This window comes from Rhodanobacter sp. UC4437_H4 (genome assembly GCF_052978425.1).
Genome location: NZ_CM129673.1, coordinates 839,640 through 859,872 on the forward strand (window position 1 = coordinate 839,640; position 20,233 = coordinate 859,872).

19 protein-coding genes are annotated in these 20,233 nt (G+C 69.6%); 8 read left to right on the plus strand and 11 right to left on the minus strand.

Features of this window, described 5'->3' with window-relative positions:
* Nucleotides 1-9 precede the first annotated feature (9 nt).
* Together hutU and ACVCL3_RS04135 are read right to left on the minus strand one after the other, a co-directional pair.
* Nucleotides 10-1,683, minus strand: a complete 1,674-nt coding sequence (gene hutU, locus ACVCL3_RS04130) for a urocanate hydratase (RefSeq protein ID WP_447100510.1) — start codon at nt 1,681-1,683, stop codon at nt 10-12.
* Nucleotides 1,684-1,759: 76 nt separating this feature from the next.
* Nucleotides 1,760-3,067 (minus strand): two-component system sensor histidine kinase NtrB, encoded by a 1,308-nt coding sequence (locus ACVCL3_RS04135; protein ID WP_447100511.1) that lies wholly within the window; start codon nt 3,065-3,067, stop codon nt 1,760-1,762.
* A gap of 101 nt (nt 3,068-3,168) precedes the next feature.
* On the opposite strand from ACVCL3_RS04135, the gene ACVCL3_RS04140 reads away from it, so the two are divergent.
* The 4 genes from ACVCL3_RS04140 to ACVCL3_RS04155 all read left to right on the plus strand — a co-directional run bounded on the left by ACVCL3_RS04140 (nt 3,169) and on the right by ACVCL3_RS04155 (nt 6,443).
* A complete protein-coding gene (locus ACVCL3_RS04140; protein WP_395118004.1) occupies nt 3,169-3,546 on the plus strand; it encodes a response regulator in 378 nt (125 codons plus the stop codon).
* Nucleotides 3,547-3,809: 263 nt separating this feature from the next.
* Entirely contained in the window at nt 3,810-4,367 is a 558-nt protein-coding gene (locus tag ACVCL3_RS04145; RefSeq protein ID WP_447100512.1) for a YybH family protein, read from the plus strand.
* Between the two features lie 49 nt (nt 4,368-4,416).
* Nucleotides 4,417-5,913: an AlkA N-terminal domain-containing protein gene (locus ACVCL3_RS04150; RefSeq protein WP_447100513.1), complete on the plus strand. Its 1,497-nt coding sequence runs from the start codon at nt 4,417-4,419 to the stop codon at nt 5,911-5,913.
* The gene (locus ACVCL3_RS04155) at nt 5,910-6,443 is read left to right on the plus strand and encodes a methylated-DNA--[protein]-cysteine S-methyltransferase (RefSeq protein WP_395117998.1); all 534 of its coding nucleotides are present in this window, start codon (nt 5,910-5,912) and stop codon (nt 6,441-6,443) included. The genes ACVCL3_RS04150 and ACVCL3_RS04155 overlap by 4 nt, the downstream gene beginning before the upstream one ends.
* On the opposite strand, the gene ACVCL3_RS04160 is transcribed toward ACVCL3_RS04155, so the two are convergent.
* Entirely contained in the window at nt 6,444-6,827 is a 384-nt protein-coding gene (locus ACVCL3_RS04160) for a hypothetical protein (protein ID WP_447100514.1), read from the minus strand.
* An 84-nt stretch (nt 6,828-6,911) separates the two neighbouring features.
* Between ACVCL3_RS04160 and ACVCL3_RS04165 the strand changes: the two genes are divergently transcribed.
* Nucleotides 6,912-8,195 carry an alkaline phosphatase family protein gene (locus ACVCL3_RS04165; RefSeq protein ID WP_447100515.1) on the plus strand — a complete coding sequence of 428 codons (1,284 nt, stop codon included), beginning with the start codon at nt 6,912-6,914 and terminating at the stop codon, nt 8,193-8,195.
* 106 nt (nt 8,196-8,301) lie between these two features.
* Here ACVCL3_RS04165 and ACVCL3_RS04170 read toward each other — a convergent pair whose 3' ends face one another.
* The 4 genes from ACVCL3_RS04170 to ACVCL3_RS04185 form a co-directional block, all read right to left on the minus strand.
* A complete protein-coding gene (locus tag ACVCL3_RS04170) occupies nt 8,302-9,570 on the minus strand; it encodes an MFS transporter (protein ID WP_447101563.1) in 1,269 nt (422 codons plus the stop codon).
* A gap of 58 nt (nt 9,571-9,628) precedes the next feature.
* Nucleotides 9,629-10,075, minus strand: a complete 447-nt coding sequence (locus ACVCL3_RS04175; protein WP_447100516.1) for a hypothetical protein — start codon at nt 10,073-10,075, stop codon at nt 9,629-9,631.
* Nucleotides 10,076-10,176: 101 nt separating this feature from the next.
* Complete coding sequence (locus ACVCL3_RS04180; RefSeq protein WP_447099109.1) at nt 10,177-10,338, minus strand: hypothetical protein; 162 nt, start codon at nt 10,336-10,338, stop codon at nt 10,177-10,179.
* A 104-nt stretch (nt 10,339-10,442) separates the two neighbouring features.
* The gene (locus tag ACVCL3_RS04185; protein ID WP_447100517.1) at nt 10,443-11,810 is read right to left on the minus strand and encodes a formimidoylglutamate deiminase; all 1,368 of its coding nucleotides are present in this window, start codon (nt 11,808-11,810) and stop codon (nt 10,443-10,445) included.
* A 90-nt stretch (nt 11,811-11,900) separates the two neighbouring features.
* Between ACVCL3_RS04185 and ACVCL3_RS04190 the strand changes: the two genes are divergently transcribed.
* From ACVCL3_RS04190 to hutI, 3 genes are all read left to right on the plus strand, one after another.
* Entirely contained in the window at nt 11,901-13,460 is a 1,560-nt protein-coding gene (locus ACVCL3_RS04190) for a carbon-nitrogen hydrolase family protein (RefSeq protein WP_395117984.1), read from the plus strand.
* A 93-nt stretch (nt 13,461-13,553) separates the two neighbouring features.
* The gene (locus tag ACVCL3_RS04195; RefSeq protein ID WP_395117982.1) at nt 13,554-15,011 is read left to right on the plus strand and encodes a chloride channel protein; all 1,458 of its coding nucleotides are present in this window, start codon (nt 13,554-13,556) and stop codon (nt 15,009-15,011) included.
* 13 nt (nt 15,012-15,024) lie between these two features.
* Entirely contained in the window at nt 15,025-16,290 is a 1,266-nt protein-coding gene (gene hutI / locus ACVCL3_RS04200; RefSeq protein ID WP_447100518.1) for an imidazolonepropionase, read from the plus strand.
* A gap of 27 nt (nt 16,291-16,317) precedes the next feature.
* Here hutI and lpxK read toward each other — a convergent pair whose 3' ends face one another.
* Genes lpxK through ACVCL3_RS04220 form a run of 4 tightly spaced genes read right to left on the minus strand, consistent with a single transcriptional unit; the run spans nt 16,318 to nt 20,170 of the window.
* Nucleotides 16,318-17,292, minus strand: a complete 975-nt coding sequence (gene lpxK, locus ACVCL3_RS04205; RefSeq protein WP_447100519.1) for a tetraacyldisaccharide 4'-kinase — start codon at nt 17,290-17,292, stop codon at nt 16,318-16,320.
* Between the two features lie 10 nt (nt 17,293-17,302).
* Complete coding sequence (gene msbA, locus ACVCL3_RS04210) at nt 17,303-19,087, minus strand: lipid A export permease/ATP-binding protein MsbA (RefSeq protein WP_447099114.1); 1,785 nt, start codon at nt 19,085-19,087, stop codon at nt 17,303-17,305.
* Nucleotides 19,084-19,515 carry an ExbD/TolR family protein gene (locus ACVCL3_RS04215; protein WP_395117974.1) on the minus strand — a complete coding sequence of 144 codons (432 nt, stop codon included), beginning with the start codon at nt 19,513-19,515 and terminating at the stop codon, nt 19,084-19,086. The genes msbA and ACVCL3_RS04215 overlap by 4 nt, the downstream gene beginning before the upstream one ends.
* A 10-nt stretch (nt 19,516-19,525) precedes the next feature.
* Nucleotides 19,526-20,170 (minus strand): MotA/TolQ/ExbB proton channel family protein, encoded by a 645-nt coding sequence (locus tag ACVCL3_RS04220; protein WP_447099465.1) that lies wholly within the window; start codon nt 20,168-20,170, stop codon nt 19,526-19,528.
* Nucleotides 20,171-20,233 lie beyond the last annotated feature (63 nt).

The window sequence follows — 20,233 nt, forward strand, 5'->3', positions numbered from 1 at the left end:
GTGGTTGTTCTACGGAACCATCGGCAACTTCAACCCCTGCTCCCGCGCACACTCGACCGCCACCTCATACCCCGCATCCGCATGCCGCATCACCCCGGTGCCCGGATCATTCCACAACACCCGCGCAATCCGCTCATCCGCTTCCCTGGTGCCGTCGCACACGATCACCACGCCGGAGTGCTGCGAATACCCCATCCCCACCCCACCGCCATGATGCAGCGACACCCAGGTCGCGCCACCGGCCACGTTCAACATCGCATTGAGCAGCGGCCAGTCGCTGACGGCGTCGCTGCCATCCTTCATGGATTCGGTTTCGCGGTTCGGTGAAGCGACGCTGCCGGAATCGAGATGATCGCGCCCGATCACCACCGGCGCCTTCAACTCCCCCTTGCGCACCATCTCGTTGAACGCCAGGCCGAGCTTGTCGCGCAGCCCCAGCCCCACCCAGCAAATTCGTGCGGGCAGGCCCTGGAAGCTGATGCGCTCCTTCGCCATGTCGAGCCAGTTGTGCAGGTGCGCGTCGTCCGGAATCAGCTCCTTCACTTTCTGATCGGTCTTGTAGATGTCTTCCGGGTCGCCGGAAAGCGCCACCCAGCGGAACGGCCCGATGCCGCGACAGAACAGCGGGCGCACGTAGGCGGGCACGAAGCCGGGGAACGCGAACGCGTTGTCGCAGCCGACGTCTTGCGCCATCTGCCGGATGTTGTTGCCGTAGTCGAAGGTGGGGATGCCCTGCGCGTGGAACGCGAGCATCGCCTCCACGTGGGTCTTCATCGACAGCTTGGCGGCGCGCGCGGTGCCGACCGGGTCGGCCTTGCGACGCTCGAACCACTGCTCCAGCGTCCAGCCCTGCGGCAGGTAGCCGTTGACCGGGTCGTGCGCGCTGGTCTGGTCGGTGACGGCGTCGGGGCGCACGCCTCGCTTCACGAGTTCAGGCAGGATGTCGGCGGCGTTGCCGAGCAGCGCGACGGATTTCGCCTCGCCGGCTTTCGTGTACTTCTCTATGCGCGCCAGCGCGTCGTCGAGGCTGCTGGCCTGCTCGTCGACGTAGCGGGTCTTCAGGCGGAAGTCGATGCGGCTCTGCTGGCATTCGATGTTGAGGCTGCACATGCCGGCCAGCGAGGCGGCCAGCGGCTGCGCCGCGCCCATGCCGCCGAGGCCGGCGGTGAGCAGCCACTTGCCCTTGAGGTTGCCGCCGTGATGCTGGCGGCCCATCTCGACGAAGGTTTCGTAGGTGCCCTGGATGATGCCCTGCGAGCCGATGTAGATCCAGCTGCCTGCGGTCATCTGGCCGTACATCATCAGGCCCTTTTTATCGAGCTCGTTGAAGTGCTCCCAGGTGGCCCAGTGCGGCACCAGGTTGGAGTTCGCGATCAGTACGCGCGGCGCGTCGGCATGCGTGCGGAACACGCCAACCGGCTTGCCGGACTGCACCAGCAGGGTCTCGTCGTCGTTCAACTCGCGCAGGCTGCGCAAGATCGCGTCGAAGCACTCCCAGTTGCGCGCGGCGCGGCCGATGCCGCCGTACACCACCAGCTCCGCCGGATTCTCCGCCACCTCGGGGTCGAGGTTGTTCTGGATCATGCGGAACGGCGCCTCGCTGAGCCAGCTCTTGCAGGAAAGCTCGCTGCCGCGGGGCGCGCGGATGGTGCGGGTGGTGTCGATGCGGGTGGGTGCGTTCATGGCGATGCGCTCCGGTGAGTCAGACCGCCGAGTATAGGTCAGCGGCCACACGGCCCGAATGCGGTGGTCTGCTGGGTCAGCCCGCTGCGGGCAGGCGCAGGCGCGGGAACGCCAGGGTCATCGTGGTGCCCTGGCCCGGTGCGGATTCCACGTCGACAAAACCGCCGGCCTGCCGCATCACGCCGTACACCTGGGCCAGACCCAGGCCGGTGCCGCTGCCTTCGGGCTTGGTGGTGAAGTACGGCTCGAACAGGCGCTCGCGCACGGCTTCCTCCATGCCGCTGCCATTGTCGGTGACGGCCAATGTGACGTAGTCACCCGCCTGGCGCAGCGTGCTGCTCTCGGCCTCGCCCACGATCAGCTCGCCCAGGTCGACCCGGATGCTGCCCTGCCCGCGACATGCGTCGCGTGCATTGATGCACAGGTTGATGAAGGCCTGTTCGATGGAATGGCAGTCGCCCAGGGTAGGCAGCTCGTCAGCGACGGGCCCGACCTGGAAATCCATGCCGGCGCCCAGGCTCTGCCTGGCGAAACCCTCGATGTCGCGAACGATCGCGGTCAGTTCCACCGGCGCTGCCGCATAGCGGTGCACACGGGCAAACGCAAGAAGCCGCTTGGCGAGCAGCGCGGCGTGCTGTACACCCTCCATGCTGTAGCCAAGCATGCGACGCTGCCGCTCGTCGAGGTTGGCCGGATCGTCCTCGATGCTGCTGAGCGCCACCATGGCGATCTGCAGCATGTTGGCGAAGTCGTGCGAGAGGCCCGCCACCAGTTGGCCAATCGCCTCGTTTTTCTGCGCCTGCTGCGAGGCGTGCTCGGCCACCGCCTGGGCGGCGCTTGCCAGGCCCAGTTGCAGCTTCAGCGACGCCTCCCGGCCGGCTCCCTCCCGCTGGAACACCCGTGCGCGCGCCAGCTGCCGGGCCAGCGCCTCATAGCGGGCGGCATCGCTTTCGCCGGCCAGTTCGCTGAGGCTGAGCCGCCGGTGCAGGCCGTGGATCACCGTGTCCAGGGCCAGCGTTGCCTGCACCGGCTCGGTGACGTCATGGCTGATCACGACGATGCCGTCCACCCGCTGTCGCGCATCCAGATACGGATGCACGCTGATCTCCCACCAGCCATCTTCGCCGTCGGCCGACGGCAGCACCTGGGTGAACTCGACCGAGCGCCCCTGGCGCGCGCTCGCCAGCGCTGCATCGATCGCGGCACGCGCTCCCTCGGGCCAGAACGCGGCCAGCGGCTGCCCGATCGCGCTGACCGGGTCGGCAATGCACAGCGCGGCGCGGCCGCTGTCGTTCATGCCGACGATGTGACCGGACACGTCGAGCTCATGTATGCCATCGGGGAAGAACCCGACCAGCTGTCGATAGCGCTCAAGTCGGTTCATGCGTCGCCGCCCCCGGGGAGCTACAGCCTACACAGATTCCACCCTCACCGGGCTTTTACACCGGACAGATCATGGTCGGTCCCCGTCTGCGGAAGATCGCCATGACCCATGCGCAGAACTACACCATCCTGCTGGCAGAGGATGACCGCAGCGCCCGCGACGCCACCGCGATGGTGCTGGAGGCCGAGGGCTATCACGTCGTGACCGCCGGCAACGGCACCAGCGCGCTGAACATGCTGATGCAGGATTCCACCATCGACCTGCTGGTGAGCGACATCCACATGCCCGGCGGCATCGACGGTATCGAACTGGCGCTGCGCGCCCGACGGCATCGATCCATCCAGGTCATGCTGATCTCGGCGGATCCACGCAACAGCTTCACCTGTTTTCCCGAAAACACGACCTTCCTGGCCAAGCCCTACGATCGCCGCGCCCTGCTCGGCGCAGTGGGCGGGCTGCTCGGCATCACCTCCGCCTGAACGTCCGGTGGGCGAAGGGCGTGGAGCGCGCGTTTCGCGGGGTGCCCGTCGAACGCAGGCGCTGAGCGGCCGTCGGCATGGCTGAGGGCGGGCTGCGGGCGGCGTCGATGCCGGTGTGCTTGCGCAGCGCCACGCTCGCGCAGGCCTCCAGGCTGACCCTGGCCATGCCCGCAGCGCTGCGTCGGTGGCCCGTGCGTTCCGGCACTGGCGCCACGCCTGGGGCGGATGGAAGCTGCGCGGCAACCCGACCGCCGGAGTCGCCGATGTCACGTTCGATGGGGTTGATCCTGCTGCTTGCCGCCCTGCCCGGCGCGCCGGCGTCCGCCGCGATGGCTGCGGCCGATCGCGCCGCCTGCGAGGTATGGCAACGCGAACTGGCGTTTGCCCGCAGCGTGCAGCGGCACGATGCCGCGGCATTCGCCGCGTTCCTCGCCGACGACAGCGTGTTCGACGCAAATGCGGACACGCCCGTGCGCGGACCGCAGGCAATCGTGCGGCACTGGGCGGCGATCCTTGCCGGCAAGTCCGTGCGGCTGGACTGGTATCCGCAGCACGTGGTCGCGAGCGCGGACGGCACGCTGGCGACGTCCAGCGGCCCGTACCTGTTCGAGAACATGGGCGCGAACGCGGCATCGCGTTACGCGATCGGACATTTCTCGACGACATGGCGGCGCGCGCCGGACGGTTCGTGGCGGGTCGCGTTCGATGGTGGCGACAGCGGCCGCCCCGCCAGCGACAAGGAGGCGGGGGACTTCCGCCGCAGCCGCCAGCGCGCCTGCCAGCGACCCACCGCGGTGGTGCTGCCGACGATCCGGCATTGATGTCCGAAAACGGCCAGTTCCGCGGCCGCCGCGGTGCTAGCCTGCGCCCATGTCCGAATCACCCGCCGCCATCCTGCCCGCGCTGGCCGTCTGCGAACAGGCGCGGCTGAGCCGCGACGCCCGCTTCGACGGATTGTTCTTCACCGCCGTCACCAGCACGCGGATCTATTGCCGCCCGGTCTGCCCGGCGCCGCCGCCGAAACCGGCAAACATCCGCTACTACGCCAGCGCCGCGGCCGCGGAAGCGGCCGGGTTCCGGCCCTGCCTGCGCTGCCGGCCGGAACTGGCGCCGGGCAATGCGAGCTGGCATCGCGGCGAGCACGTGGTGGCGCGTGCGCTGAAACTGATCGATGCCGGCGCGCTGAGCGAGCGTCCGCTGGCGGAGCTGGCCACGCGCGTGGGCGTCGGCGCGCGGCAACTGCGCCGCCTGTTCGTGGCGCATCTGGGCGCACCGCCGATCGACGTGCACACCACCCGCCGCCTGCTGTTCGCCAAGCAACTGCTGACCGAGACTGCGCTGCCCGTGACCGAGGTGGCGCTGGCGTCGGGGTTCGGCAGCCTGCGCCGTTTCAATGCCGCGTTTGCGGCGGCGAACCGGATGCCGCCGCGCGAGCTGCGCCGGCAACCGCGCGCTGCGGCCGGCGCCACGCTGGTGCTGCGCCTGGGTTATCGCCCGCCATACGACTTCCCGGCCTTGCTGGCATTCCTGCGCACGCGCGCGCTGCCCGGCGTGGAACGGGTGGACGAGCACGCCTACGCGCGCGTGTTCGGCGACGCGGATGATGCCGGCTGGCTGCGTCTGTCCGCGGCGCCGGGCGGTGACCACGCGCTGCAACTCGAACTGCACGGCGCACGGCCCGCGCAACTGCTGCCGCTGGTCACGCGAGCGCGGCGGATGTTCGACCTCGACGCGGACCCGCGCGTGATCGCGGCGACGCTGGGCGCCAGCGCGGTGCTGAAACCGATGCTGCGCCGGCACCCGGGCCAGCGCCTGCCGGGCGGCTGGGACGGTTTCGAGATCGCGGTGCGCGCGGTGCTCGGCCAGCAAGTCAGCGTGGCGGCCGCACGTACGCTGGCCTCGCGCATCGTGCAGCGCCACGGCTCGGTGCTCGCGCTGCCGCTGCCGGACGGCCTGGAACGGCTGTTTCCGACCCCGGCGCAACTGGCCGACGCGGACCTGCGCGAACTCGGCGTCACCACCGCGCGCGCCGCCGCGATCCGCGGCATCGCCCAGGCGCTGCTCGACGGCCGCGTGGATTTTCGCGTGGAGCAACCGCTGCACGAATTCGTCGCGCGCTGGGTGGCGTTGCCCGGCATCGGCGAGTGGACCGCGCATTACATGGCGATGCGCGCGCTGAGCCACCCCGATGCATTCCCCGCCGCCGACCTGATCCTGCGCCGAGCGGCGGCCGGCGACGGCGCCGAACTGGGCACGAAGGCGCTCGCCGCGCTGGCCGAGGCATGGCGACCGTGGCGCGCCTACGCGGTGATGCATTTGTGGCGCAGCGTCGGCGACGCCGCGACCGCCCAACGGAGCAAACCATGAACGCCGAAACGATCCACGTCGACGGGATGCCGAGCCCGGTCGGCCGCCTGCTGTTGCTGGCCGACGCGCAGGGGCTGCGCGAGATCCGCTTCGAGACCGAGCGGCACCCGCGGCCGGTTTCGCCGCACTGGGTGCGCTCGTCGTCGGCGCTCGCATTCGCGCGCGAGCAACTGGAGGAATACTTCGCGGGCACGCGAACCGGGTTCGACCTGCCGCTGCATCCGCAAGGCACGGCGTTCCAGCTGACGGTGTGGGAGGAACTGGCGCGCATCCCCTACGCCGAGACCATCAGCTACGGCGAGCTGGCGCGCCGTATCGGCCAGCCGCAGGCGATGCGCGCGGTCGGCGCGGCGAACGGGCGCAACCCGCTGCCGATCGTGGTGCCCTGCCATCGCGTGATCGGCAGCAACGGCAGCCTCACCGGCTTCGGCGGCGGCCTGCCGGCGAAGCGATTCCTGCTGGGGTGGGAACGCCGCATCGCGCACGGCGACCTGTTCGGCGCTGACGACGGGCGCCGCGCGGCGCGCTGATCAACCGCCGCTGCGCGCCGGCGCCGGCGCATCCGGCGGGATCACCCGCGGCAGCACGGAGTGGGCCTGCTGCCGGTCGAGCAGGTCCCTGAGCGCAGCGCGGTCGCGCTCGTGCCGCGCCTGGTCGGCCTGCTCGAGCTGGCGTTGCAGCAGCTTGTTCTTCGCGCCCGGACGCTTCGCGTTGTCGGACACGTTCTGTTGCAGTTGCTGCTGCAGTTCGCTCTGGCGCACCTGATCGCGCAGCTGCTGCTGGCGCACGGCATGGCGGGACGCGTCGCCCTGCACCGGCGCGTACGCGCGCACCGGTGTCGGCGGCGTGACCTGCCCGGCGCCCGCGACGGCGGAAGAGCCGAGCGCCAGCAGCATCGCCGTACAGGCGAGCATGCGGGTTGGAGATGCGTGGGCTGCAATCGTCATGACTCTGCGCGACCATGGGCGTTGGTTTGGCCAGAGTGTGCAACGACCCGCATGAACACAGTGTTCCGCCTGCTGCTTTGCGCAGCCATCGCCGCGTGCGCCGGTTGCGCGCATCTTTCCGGCACCGATCGCGCGCTCGTCCGCGCCGCGACAAGCGAACCCTCACCGTTGCTGCTGATCTCGATCGACGGCTATCGCCACGACTACATCGATCGCGGCCTCAGCCCCAACCTGGAAAAGCTGGCCAGGCACGGCGTGCAGGCTGCCTCGATGCAACCCTCGTTTCCCTCGCTGACGTTTCCGAACCACTACACCCTGGTCACCGGACTGCGCCCGGACCATCACGGCGTCGTCGACAACACCATGTTCGACCCGCAGCTGGGCAAGTTCTCGCTGGGCAACCGCAAAGCGGTCAGTGACGGCCGCTGGTGGGACGAGGCCACGCCGATCTGGGTGACCGCCGACGAACACGGCATGCGCACCGCGACGATGTTCTGGCCGGGTTCGGAAGCGGCGATCCACGGCCGCCATCCCGACTACTGGCACCCGTTCGACGGCAGCGTCGGCGCCGATGCGCGGGTCGACCAGGTGCTGGCCTGGCTCGACTTGCCGCCCGCCTTGCGGCCTCGCTTTCTCACCTTGTATTTCGATGCCGTCGATCACGCCGGCCACGAGCACGGCCCGGACTCGCCGCAGGTCGACGCCGCGCTGCGCGCCACGGATGCCGCGCTGGGCCGACTGCTGCAGGGCCTGAAGCAGCGCGGGCTGTTCCAGCGGATCAACCTTATCGTGCTGTCTGACCACGGCATGGCCGCGGTGCCGGCCGGCAATACCGTACTGCTGGACGACCTGCTGCCGCTGGACCAGGTGCAACTGGTGAGCGAGGGCATCGTCGCCGGCTTCAATCCGCGCTCCGACAGCGCGGAAGACCGCGCCCGGTTCGCGACGATCGAACGCAAGCTGGAACGGCCGCAACGACACATGCGCTGCTGGGACAAGCGCCGCATACCGGCGCGCTTCGACTACGGAAGCAACCCGCGGGTGCCGCAGCTGATCTGCCTGGCCAACGTGCACTGGCGCATCGCCAGCCGCGCCAAGCTGGCCGCGAAGAAGGACCCGCCCAGCCTGGGCAACCACGGCTACGACAACGCCGAGCCCGCCATGCAGGCGATCTTCATCGCGCACGGCCCGGCGTTTCGCGTCGGCGCGAAGATCCCCGCCTTCCCGAATGTGGACGTCTATCCGCTGATGACCCACCTGCTCGGACTGCCCGCCGCCGCGAACGACGGCGATTACGACGCGGTGAAGGGGATGCTGCGCCAGGGCAGGGAATAGGGAATAGGGAATAGGGAATAGGGAATCGAGAATGGGGAATGGGAGAACCAAAAGCACACACTTCCGCTCCTCCGATTCCCGACTCCCCATTCCCCATTCCCGGCTCTCACCCCATCGCGCCCTTGCTCATCGGCGTCGGCGCGGTCGCCACATTGACCAGCGGCGGCAGCCGGAACAGCCGCAGCGCGACCAGCAGTCCGAGCAGCACCAGCGCGCCGACGAACAGCGCCACCCCGGCCCAGCCGTGCGCGGCGTAGAACAGGCCGCCGCTGGCGCCGGCGATGCTGGAGCCCATGTAATAGCAGAACAGGTACACCGACGCGGCCTGCGCCTTCGCCGCGCCGGCGCGGCGGCCGACCCAGCTGCTGACGATCGAGTGGCCTCCGAAGAAACCGAACGTCACCGCCACGAGGCCGGCCATCACCAGCCACAGCGGTTGCGCCACGGTCAGCGCCACTCCGGCCAGCATCAGCGCGAGCGCCGTCCACAGCACCTTGCGCCGGCCCAGCTTGCCGGCCAGGTGGCCCATCCACGCCGAGCTGAAGGTGCCCACCAGATAGATGCCGAAGATCAGGCCTACCACCGCCTGGCTGAGGTTGTACGGCGGCGCCAGCAGGCGGTAGCCGAGGTAGTTGTAGACCGTGACGAACGCGCCCAGCAGCAGGAAGCCCTCGATGAACAGCCACGGCAGGCCACGGTCGTGGAAGATGCCGTTGAAGCGACCCGCGACCGTGCGCCAGCGCAGCGGCTGCGCCGTGAAATGCCGCGAGGCAGGCAGCATGCGCCAGAAGACCAGCGCGGCCACGATGCCGATCAGCGCGACCACGGCCACGCCGATGCGCCAGCCGAAGAAGTCCGCCAGCACGCCGGTGATCAGCCGCCCGCCCATGCCGCCCACGGCACTGCCGCTGATGTACAGGCCCATGCCCAGCCCGATCGACTCGACGTGCATCTCCTCGCTGAGGTAGGTCATCGCCACCGCGGGCAGCCCGCTCAGGGTCAGCCCCAGCAGCGTGCGCACCACCAGCAGTGCGTACCAGTCCGGCATCATCGCAGTCACCAGCACCAGCACCGCGGAGCTGAGCAGCGAAGCGACCATCAGCGACTTGCGTCCCCACGCGTCCGACAGCGCGCCGGCAAACAGCATCGCGAACGCCAGCACCCCGGTGGTCAGCGACAAGGACAGCGCCGCGCCCGCCTCGCTCACCCCGTAGTGGCGGCTGAACTCCGGCATCAGCGGCTGCACGCAGTACAGCAGGCCGAACGTGGCGAAGCCGGCGGCGAACAGGGCGAGATTGGTGCGGCGGAAGTCTGGCGTGCCGTGATGGATGTAGCGCGCGGCGGCGTCCGGGAATGAGGGCACCGCCGCGGGCATCGAAGCTGTCGTCACGTCCAATGCCTGCGCTGCGCGCGAACCGGAAAGACCGGAAAGCTTAGCGCACCCGCCGCGCGAAGAACGCGATGATCAGGCCGTACAGCAGCATTGCCAGCACGTTCTCCAGCAGCGACAGCACCGTGAAGTGCGGATTCTTCGCGGCCGACAGCGGCACCACCACGAACTCCATCACCACGAAGACCACCACGCCGTAGGCAAGTCCCGCAGTGATCCAGCGGCGCCCCATCCACGCCAGGCGCTGCGCGGCCAGCACGAAGATCGCCGCGATCAGCAATGACATCGCCCATTGCAGCACCAGGCCCAGCAGCGACACCGGCAACCCGCCGGCGAACGCCGCACGGCCGAGCAGGCCGCTGGCGATCGCGCGCAGGATGATCAGCGGGTCGACCATGTTGATCAGCGACGCCGCGCCGATGTCGATGGTGCCGGCCACCAGGCCACCCCGCAGGATGGCGGCGCCCGCCGAGCGGCGTGCCCGATTCATGCGCGTTCCCGACTGCGGCGGCATGCCGCATGCGAGCGGGCAACATACTCCCGCGCCGGCGCCGTCACCCCTGCCGATGGTCACGCCGCCGGCTGGCACGCTCAGCGATAACGCCAGTGCCCGCCCACCCAGACATGCGGTGCCGCCCAGTGGCCCGGCACCCACGCGCGCCCGCGCGCGGGCACCACCACGCAGCCGGCCAGCGTCGCGCCAAACAGCAACAGCAGGGCGGCGGCGGAAACACGATGCAGGAATCGACGCATGGCACGCTCCAGATGAGGGAAGTGCCCCCATCAACGGCATTCGCGCGCGGGCGATGACAAGGGTGTGGCGCACGATGGCAACCGTTCAGCCGGCCGCCGTCGACTCAGCCGGCGGCGATCCGCTGCACGGCGGTGCGATACCGCGCTGCAATGCGTTCCTCGTCATGGTGGCGGAAATCGCGCACCACCCAGCGACCGGCCCGCATCACGTCGCGCACCAGCGGCGTGTTGCCGGCGAACAGCCAGCTGTCGAGCACGGAGGTCTCATCGCGCGCGGCGAGCAGCGGCGAGTTTTCGTCCAGCACGATCAGGTCGGCGGGCGCGCCGGCATGCAACTCGCCGCCCGGCAGGCCGCTGGCGCGCGCGCCGCCGGCCAGAGCGCCGCGCCACAGCGTCTCGCCCACGCTGGCCCCGGGCTGGCGGGCGGCGATGTTGCGGCGACGGGTGAGCAGTCGCTGGCCGTATTCGAGCCAGCGCAGTTCTTCCACCGGCGAAATGGAAATGTGCGAATCCGAGCCGATGCCGAACGTGCCCCCGGCATCGAGGTAGGCCGCCAGCGGAAACAGGCCGTCGCCGAGATTCGCCTCGGTGGTCGGACACAACCCGGCCACCGCGCCGCTGGCGGCGATCCGTGCGGTCTCCGCCTCGGTCAGGTGCGTGGCGTGTACCAGGCACCAGCGGGCATCGACCTCGGCGTGGTCGAACAGCCACTCGACCGGGCGGGCGCCGCGGATGGCCAGGCAATCCTGCACCTCGCCGATCTGCTCGGCGATGTGGATGTGGATCGGCCCGCGACGCACCCGCGAGTCGGCAAGCACTTCGCGCAACGCCGCCTCCGGCACGGCGCGCAGCGAATGCAGCGCGGTGCCGACGCGCAGGTCGCGATCGGCGTGCGCCTGCAGCGTGTCGAGCAGGCGCAGGTAGCCATCCACGTCGTGGCCGAAGCGCCGCTGCCGTTCGCCCAGCGCGCGGCCGTCGAAACCGCCGCTCATGTACAGCACCGGCAGCAGGGTCAGGCCGATGCCGGCCTCGCGCGCGGCCTCGACCAGCGCCAGCGACATGGCCTCGGCCTGCGCGTACGGCGTGCCGTCGGGCCGGTGGTGCAGGTAGTGGAATTCGCACACGCGGGTGTAGCCGGCCTTGAGCATCTCGACGTAGAGCTGCGCGGCGATCGCCTGCAGCGACTCCGGGTCGATCACCGCGGCAAAGCCGTACATCGCCTCGCGCCAGCTCCAGAAGCTGTCGTCCGCCCTTCCCCGGCGTTCGGCCAGGCCCGCCATCGCGCGCTGGAACGCATGGGAATGGAGGTTCGGCATGCCGGGCAGCACCCACTGGCCGATCGTCTCGATGCCGTCGCTCGCGTCGACCAGCGCACCACCGGCGTCCACCGCGAAGCTGGCATCGCGCTGCCATTCGCCGTCTCGCCACAACCGTCCGGCCCGGTAGCTGGTGCTGCGGCTGGTTTCGTTCATCGATGGTCTCCGTTGCGATGGTCGCCAGTGTAACCGTGCCTCCGCCGCGCCTTCACCCGAGCCTCGACACGCCCATGCATAATGGCCCGCATGGCAGGCAAATCCAGTGAAAACACCCCGCGGTTGTTGTTGCGCCAGGCGCGGCCGGTCGACGTGCCGCAGTTGGTGGAACTCACCGGGCGGGTCTACGGTCCGGAATGGGGCCATTCGGCCGAGATGCTGCGCTCACAGCAGACGCACTTCCCGGAAGGCCAGTTCGTGGTCGAGTACGACGATCGCATCGTCGGCTACTGCGCCACCTTCCGCATCGACGAAGCCACCGCGCTGGCGCCGCACACCTGGATGGAGATCACCGGCGGCGGCATGGCCTCGCGCCACAAGCCGGACGGCAACTGGCTGTACGGCATGGAAGTCGTGGTGCACCCCGACTACCGCGGCATGCGCATCGGCCAGCGGCTGTATCGCGCGCGCAAGCGGTTGTGCATGAATCTCAAGCTGCGCGGCATCGTGTTCGGCGGGCGCATTCCGGGGCTGGCGAAGAACATCGCGCGCTACGGCAGTGCCGAGTCCTACGTGCAGGCGGTGACCGAAGGCCGGCGGCGCGACCTCACGCTGAGCTTCCAGCTGTCCAACGATTTCGAGGTGATCGGCCTGCTGCGCGGCTACGTGCCCTCCGACCACGAGTCGCTGGGCTACGCCGTGCACCTGGTCTGGCGCAACCCGCAACTGCTCGACCAGCCCGACACGCCCTCGATCCCCTCGCCGCAACGCCTGCCCGACGCGGTGCGGGTGGCGTCAGTGCAGTACCAGCAGCGGCGCATCGCCTCGTTCGAGGAGTTCGCCACCCAGGTCGAGTATTTCACCGACATCGCCGCCGACTACAACGCCGACTTCGTCACCTTCCCCGAACTGATCACGCTGCAGTTGCTGTCGATCGAGAACACCGAGCTGTCGCCGGTGGATTCGATCCGCAAGCTCAGCCACTACACGCCGCAGGTGAAGGAGCTGTTCAGCCGTCTGGCCGTCCATTACAACATCAACATCATCGCCGGCACGCATCCCACCGAGCAGGCCAACGGCGACATCCACAACGTCTGCTACGTGTGCCTGCGCGACGGCTCGCTGCACGAGCGCGAGAAGCTGCACCCCACGCCCAGTGAGCGCAACGTGTGGAACATCGCCGGCGGCGACAGCGCGGCCACCGTGCTCACCGACTGCGGCCCGATCGGGGTGATGATCTGCTACGACTCGGAGTTTCCCGAGGTGGCGCGCCACCTCGTCGACCAGGGTGCGCTGATCCTGTTCGTGCCGTTCTGCACCGACGTGCGCGAGGGCTACCTGCGCGTGCGCTACTGCGCGCAGGCGCGGGCGATCGAGAACCAGTGCTACGTGGTGCTGTCCGGCAACGTGGGCAACCTGCCCGGGGTCAACAACTTCGACATCCAGTACGGGCAAAGCTGCATCCTCACGCCCAGCGACTTCGGCTTCGCCCGCGACGGCATCGCCGCCGACTCCACGCCGAACATCGAGACCGTGCTGTTCGCCGACCTGCACCTGGCAACCCTGGCCCGCGCGCGCAACGCCGGCGCGGTGACCAACCTCAAGGACCGCCGTTTCGATCTCTACGAAACCCGCTGGCGGCCACGCTGATGGCGACTCGCGGTGCGACAGCGTTCGCACCGGTATCGGACGGCCAGGGCTGGCGGCATCAATCCTGCCGCGGCCGTCTGCGATAATCGCGCCATGCCAGAACCGCCCAAGTCCGCTCCAGCATCCTCCAATCCCCGCCTGCAGGCGCTGCTCGGGCATGAGTTCTTTGCGCCGCACCACTGGAAACGCCGGTTGGTGCTGTGGGCGGGCGCCGTGCTGGTGGCGCTGGCCGCGATCCTGTTCGCCAAGGCCAGCGTCTGGTCCTACCAGTTGTTCCTGCGCATCCTGGATCACGGCATCTGGATACCGCTCATCCTCACTCCGCTGGTGTTCGGGCTGCTCGCTCAGGCAACGGAGGGGCGCCTGCGCGCGACCCGCGGCAGCGGCATTCCGCAGGTGATCGCCTCGCTGCACATCGAGGACGGCGGCTTTCGCACGCGCATGCTGTCGCTGCCGGTCGCCGCCGGCAAGATGGTGCTGACCCTGGCGTCGCTGGCGGTGGGCGCCTCGATCGGGCGCGAAGGCCCGACCGTGCATGTCGGCGCAGCGCTGTTCTACTCCATCGGCAGGCGTTTCGGCTTCAGCGATCCCAAGGCTGCATCGCGCTTCATCCTCGCCGGCGGCGCAGCCGGCATCGCGGCGGCGTTCAACACGCCGTTGGCCGGCGTGGTATTCGCAATCGAGGAGCTGGCCGGGACGTTCGAGCACCGCTTCAGCGGCCTGCTGCTGACCGCGGTGATCATCGGCGGCGTGGTGTCGCTGGGCGTCATGGGCAACTACTCATACTTCGGCGAAGTGGACGCCAGCCTGCCGCTGGGCAGCGCCTGGTTGGCCGTGCTGTTGACCGGGGTCGGTTGCGGCCTGCTCGGCGGCCTGTTTGCGCGCCTGATCCTGCTCAGTCGACGCGGCCCGCTGGCGCAGGTCGGTCGCCTTCGCGCGCGCTGGCCGGTGTTGTTCGCCGCCGGCTGCGGCCTGGCACTGGCGGTGCTCGGCGTGTGTACGCACAACAGCATCTACGGCACCGGCTACGACCAGGCCCGCGCGATCGTGCAGGGCACGGCCGCCATGCCGGGACAGGACTTCGGCATCGCCAAGCTGCTGGCCAATGTGGTCTCGTACTGGGCCGGCATCCCCGGTGGCATCTTTTCGCCGGCGCTGGCGGTAGGCGCCGGCCTGGGCCAGAACATCGCGCATCTGCTGCCGGGCGCGCCCGCCGGTGCGGTGGTGCTGCTGGGCATGAGCGCCTACCTCGCCGGTGTCACCGGTTCGCCGCTGACCTCGGCGGTGATCGCGATGGAGCTGACCGACAACCAGGACATGGTGATTCCGATCATGGCAGCCTGTCTGCTTGCTCGCGCGGCCGCATCGCTGTTCTGCCCGACCCCGGTATATCGGGACTTCGCCGAACGCATGGTGCGCGACGCCGAGCGACAGCAGCAGGCCGAGCGGGCCCACCACCAGCCCGCCAGACCGTTGCCCGCAGCCGCCGAGACCACGGCTTACCCCGACTCCGCCGAGTCCGGCCAACCGCAGCATCCCGGCAAACCATGACGGAGCGATACCGATGACCCAACCACGCTGGGACCGCCTGCTGTTGAACGCCACCCTGGCGACGTTCGCCGGCGAAACGCCGTATGGCCTGGTCGAGCACGCGGCCATCGCCATGCAGCACGGGCGCATTGCCTGGCTGGGGCGGATGAACGAACTGCCGGACGCGCCGGTGGCGCTGGCCGACGAAGTGGAATCGCTGGACGGCGCCCTGGTCACCCCCGGGCTGATCGATTGCCACACCCATCTGGTGTTCGGCGGCGAGCGCGCCGACGAGTTCGACCTGCGCCTGAATGGCGCCAGCTACGAGGAGATCGCCCGCGCCGGCGGGGGCATCGCCTCCACCGTCAAGGCCACCCGTGCGGCCAGCGAAGAGTTTCTCTACGCGCAGGCGCTGCCGCGCGCCCGCGCGCTGCTGACCGACGGCGTGACCACGCTGGAGATCAAATCCGGCTACGGCCTGGAACTGGACAGCGAACGCCGCATGCTGCGCGTGGCGCGCCGGCTCGGCCGCGAGCTGGGCATCAGCGTACGCACCAGTTTCCTTGGCCTGCACGCACTGCCGGCGGAGTTCAAGGATCGCCGGGCCGACTACCTGACGCTGGTCTGCGACGAGATGCTGCCGGCGCTGGCGCGCGAAGGCCTGGTCGATGCGGTCGACGGCTTCTGCGAGAGCATCGGCTTCAGCGTCGCGGAAGTTCGTCGTCTGTTCGAGCGGGCACGCGAACTCGACTTGCCGGTGAAGCTGCACGCCGAGCAGTTGTCCGACCAGCACGGCGCCGCCCTGGTGGCCGAGTTCGGCGGGCTGTCGGCCGATCACCTGGAGCATCTGGGCGAGGCAGGCGTGCGCGCCATGGCCGCCGCGGGCACCGTCGCGGTGCTGCTGCCGGGGGCGTTCTACGCGTTGCGCGAAACCCGCTTGCCGCCGATCGGCCTGCTGCGCGAACAACGCGTGCCGCTGGCGGTGGCCACCGATTGCAACCCCGGCACCTCGCCGCTGCTGTCGCTGCGCATGGCGGCGGGCATGGCCTGCACGCTGTTCCGGCTGACCCCGGAAGAAGCGCTGCGCGGCGTGACCGTCAACGCCGCGCGCGCGCTGGGTCTGTCCGATCGCGGCACGCTGGCGGCTGGCCAGCGCGCCGACGTGGTGATCTGGAATGCGCGCCAGCCGGCGGAACTGTGCTACTGGATCGGCGGCAACCTGGCGCGGCGGGTCTACGTGGCCGGCGAGGCAGTATCGCGGCGCAAGCCTGCGCAGCGCGCGGCGGGCACCCAGCCGTAGGGAGTCGCCGCGCCAGGACTCTTCGGATCACCACCGCGCGAGGCGTTCGCGCAAGGCGGCATGGAAGGCCGGCGGCAATTCCGCCCGCACCGGCACGCGCCACCAGTGCGGCCGTGCGAACGACCGGCACTTGACCGCATCCTTGTCGGTCATCAACAGCGGCAGGCCGTCCGCGAAATCCAGCTCGTCCGCGCTGAACGCATGGTGGTCGGCAAAGGCGTGCCCGATCACCTCGATGCCGGCGGCGCGCAGGCTGTCGAAGAATCGCTGCGGGTTGCCGATGGCCGCCACCGCATGTGCCGGCCCGGTGGCGAAGCTGGCCAGCGGGCGACGCTCGCCGCCTTCCAGCGCCACCGCCTCGTCGCCGCGCAACTGCATCGGATATTCGCCGGCCTCGGCGGTGCCGCCGTTGCATACGCGCAGGTCCACGCTGCGCAGCCGGCCCAGCGGCTCGCGCAGCGGGCCGAGCGGCAGCAGCTTGCCGTTGCCGAAGCGACGGACGCCGTCGATCACGCAGATCTCCACGTCGCGCGCCAGCGCGTAATGCTGCAGGCCGTCATCGGCCACCACCACGTCGCAGCCGGCGTCGAGCAGCAGCCTTGCCGCCGCGGGACGATCGCGCCCGACCGCGACCGGCACGCCGCTGGCGCGGATCAGACAAGGTTCGTCGCCGACCTGTCGCGGGTCCGGCGAGCCGCCGAGCAGCAGCGGCTCGCGTTGCGTGCCGCCGTGACCGCGACTCACGACGCCGGGCCGGAACCCGTGCTCGCGCAGGCTGGCGGCCACCGCGATCGTCAGCGGCGTCTTGCCGGTGCCGCCGGCGGTGAGGTTGCCGATGACCACCACCGGCACCGGCAGGCGCTCGCGGCGCAGCCAGCCGATGCGGTACAACGCGCGACGAAGCCGGATCACGCCGCCGTAGAGTGCAGCCAGCGGCCACGTCCACCACGGCGCGCGACCGCCGCCGTACCAGGCCGATGCGAGCGTGTCCGGCAGCGCCATGACGGGCGTCTCAGCCGCCGGCCGTTACGGCCGCGGCGTCGTGGAACTGCATGCGGTGCAGCGCGGCGTACTGCCCTTTCAGCGCGAGCAGTTCGGCGTGGGTGCCGCGCTCGACGATGCGGCCCTGATCCATCACCGCGATCTGGTCGGCGCCTTCCACGGTGGACAGGCGATGGGCGATCACCAGCGTGGTGCGATCCTTCATCAGCCGTGTCAGCGCCTGCTGGATCAGCCGTTCGGACTCGGTATCCAGTGCGCTGGTGGCCTCGTCCAGCACCAGGATCGGCGCGTTCTTGAGGATCGCCCGGGCGATCGCGATGCGCTGGCGCTGGCCGCCGGAGAGCAGGTTGCCGCTCTGCCCGATCGGCGTGTGGATGCCGAGCGGCATGCGCGAGATGAACTCCATCGCATTGGCCGCCTCGGCCGCGGCGACGATTTCCGCCTCGCTGGCGCCGGCCAGCTCGCCGTAGGCGATGTTGTTGGCCACGGTGTCGTTGAACAGCACCACGCTCTGGCCGACCCAGGCAATCTGCCTGCGCAGCGACGCCAGCGTGTAGCTGCGGCAATCCTCGCCATCGAGCACGATGCGCCCGGCGCCGGGCACGTTGAAGCGCGGCAGCAGGCTGACCAGGCTGCTCTTGCCGCTGCCCGAGCGTCCGACCAGGGCGGTGACCGTGCCGGGCGCGCAATCGAGATTGACTTCCTGCAGGGCGGGAACATGGCTGCGCGGATACGTCAGGCCGACGTCGACGAAATGCAGCTCGCCGCGGCTGCGCTCGAGCTCCAGCGTGCCGGCATCGCGCTCCGGCGGCAGGTCGATCACGTCGAAGATGTCCTCGGCCGCCGACAGTCCGCGCTGGATGTTCGCCTGCACGTTGGTGAGGCGCTTCAGTGACGGCAGCATGGTGCCCATCGCGGTGAGCACGGCGAAGAACACGCCGGGCGTCATGTTGACCAATACCTGCGGCCGCGTGCCGAGAAACACCAGTGCCGCCAGCGCGCTGGCCGCCACCAGTTGCACGGTGGAGCTCGACGCCGCGTTGGTGGCGGCGATCTTCAGGTTGAGCCGCCGCGTATGCCGGGTGATCTGGTCGAAACGCTCGGCCTCGTGCGCCTGGCCGCCGTACACGCGCACCTCGCGATGCGCGCCCACGGATTCCTCCACCGTGCCCGTGACCGAACCCATGCTGCCCTGGATGCGCCGGCTGATCTGCCGGTAGCGGCGCGCCACCACCGTGGCCACCAGCGCGATCGCCGGCACCATCACCAGCAGCGAAAGCGTCAGGTAGGGGCTGTAATAGAGCATCACGAACAGCATCGCGATCACGGTGAAGCCGTCGGTGATGGCGATCTTCGCCGCACTGCTGGACGCCGCGGCGACCTGTTCGCTGGTGTAGGTGATGCGCGAGATCTGCTGGCCCGACGGCTCGCTGCCGAAATACGGCGCCGGCAGTTTCAGGTACGCGGCGAACACTTCCAGCTGCAGCGCCTGCACCACGTGCCGTCCGATGTAGGAGATGCCGTAATCGCTGACGAAGGTGCCCAGCGAGCGCACCAGGAAGATCGCGATGATCCAGATCGGCATCCAGAAGATCAGGTACGGGTCCTTCTGCGCGAACAGGTTGTCGATCATCGGCTTGATCAGCCCGGTGAACAGCGCCAGCCCGCCGCCGTCGGCCAGCATGCCGACGAAGGCCACCAGGCCGATCGCCCAGTAGCGTCGCGTGTAGCCGAGCAGGCGTTTGTAGGTCGGCCAGCTGCCCGCGTCTGCCGCGGTCGCCTGGTCCGCGTTCATTGCGCGGCGCCCGGTTTGCTCGGTGTCGTGGCGATCGACAGGCGGGTGAAGCCAAGCTGGCCCAGTGCATCCATCGCGGTCACCACGTTCTGGTTCGGCGTCATGGCATCGGCACGAATCGTCACCGCCTGGTCGCGGCTGTCGCCGGCATGGCGCGCGAGGCTCTGCTTGAGCGCCTCGATGCCCTCGCCCATCACCTCGTCGCTGCCGACGAAGAAGCGGCCATCGCGGTCGATCATGATGGTCAGCGCCGGCGCGTTCATGTCGCGCTCCTGCACGCTCGCCTGCGGCAGCGTCACCTTCAGCCGCGAATGCTGCACGAAGGTGCTGGTGAGCACGAAGAACATCAGCAGGGTCAGCAGCACGTCGATCAACGGGATCACGTTGATCTCGAAATCGTCTCCGCGGCGGTCGTTGCCGATGCGCATCGCCGGTGCCTCAGCCCGCGCTCGGCGCGACGGGTGCCGCCGCGCGACGGGTACGCGCGGGTGCCGGCGCGGCCAGGGTCAGGTCGTCCAGCAAGGCGGTGGCCTGCTTTTCCATCAGCACGCAGTAACCGGCCACGCGCGAGCGGAAGTAGCGGTGCAGCACGTAGGCGGGGATCGCCACGGTCAGGCCGGACGCGGTGCAGATCAGCGCCTCGCCGATGCCGCCGGCCATCCGCGCGGGATCGCCGATGCCGCCGCCCATCACCTCCATGAACATGCGGATCAGGCCGATCACGGTGCCGAACAGGCCCAGCAGCGGGCCGATCAGGGCGATCGTGCCCAGCGTGTTGAGATAGCGCTCCATCCGGTGCACCACGTGGCGACCGGTGTCCTCGATGCGCTCCTTGATGATCTCGCGCGGCTGCCGCCGCACCGCGAGCGCGGCTGCCAGCAGCTCGCCCAGCGGCGAGCCGTTGGCAAGGGCTTCCAGATGACCGGGATCGAGCTGGCCCGAGCGCGCCCACTGGCGTACCTCGTCGCCCAGCCCGGGCGGCAGCACCGAGCTGCGGCGCAGCGTCCAGCAACGCTCCAGCACGATCGCCAGGGCGACCGCCGAACAGATCAGGATGGGCACCATCGCCCAGCCGCCCGCCATCAGGATATCAAGCACCTTCAGTCCTCGCCGCACCACGCTCCGGGGAAGCGCGCATGATAGCAG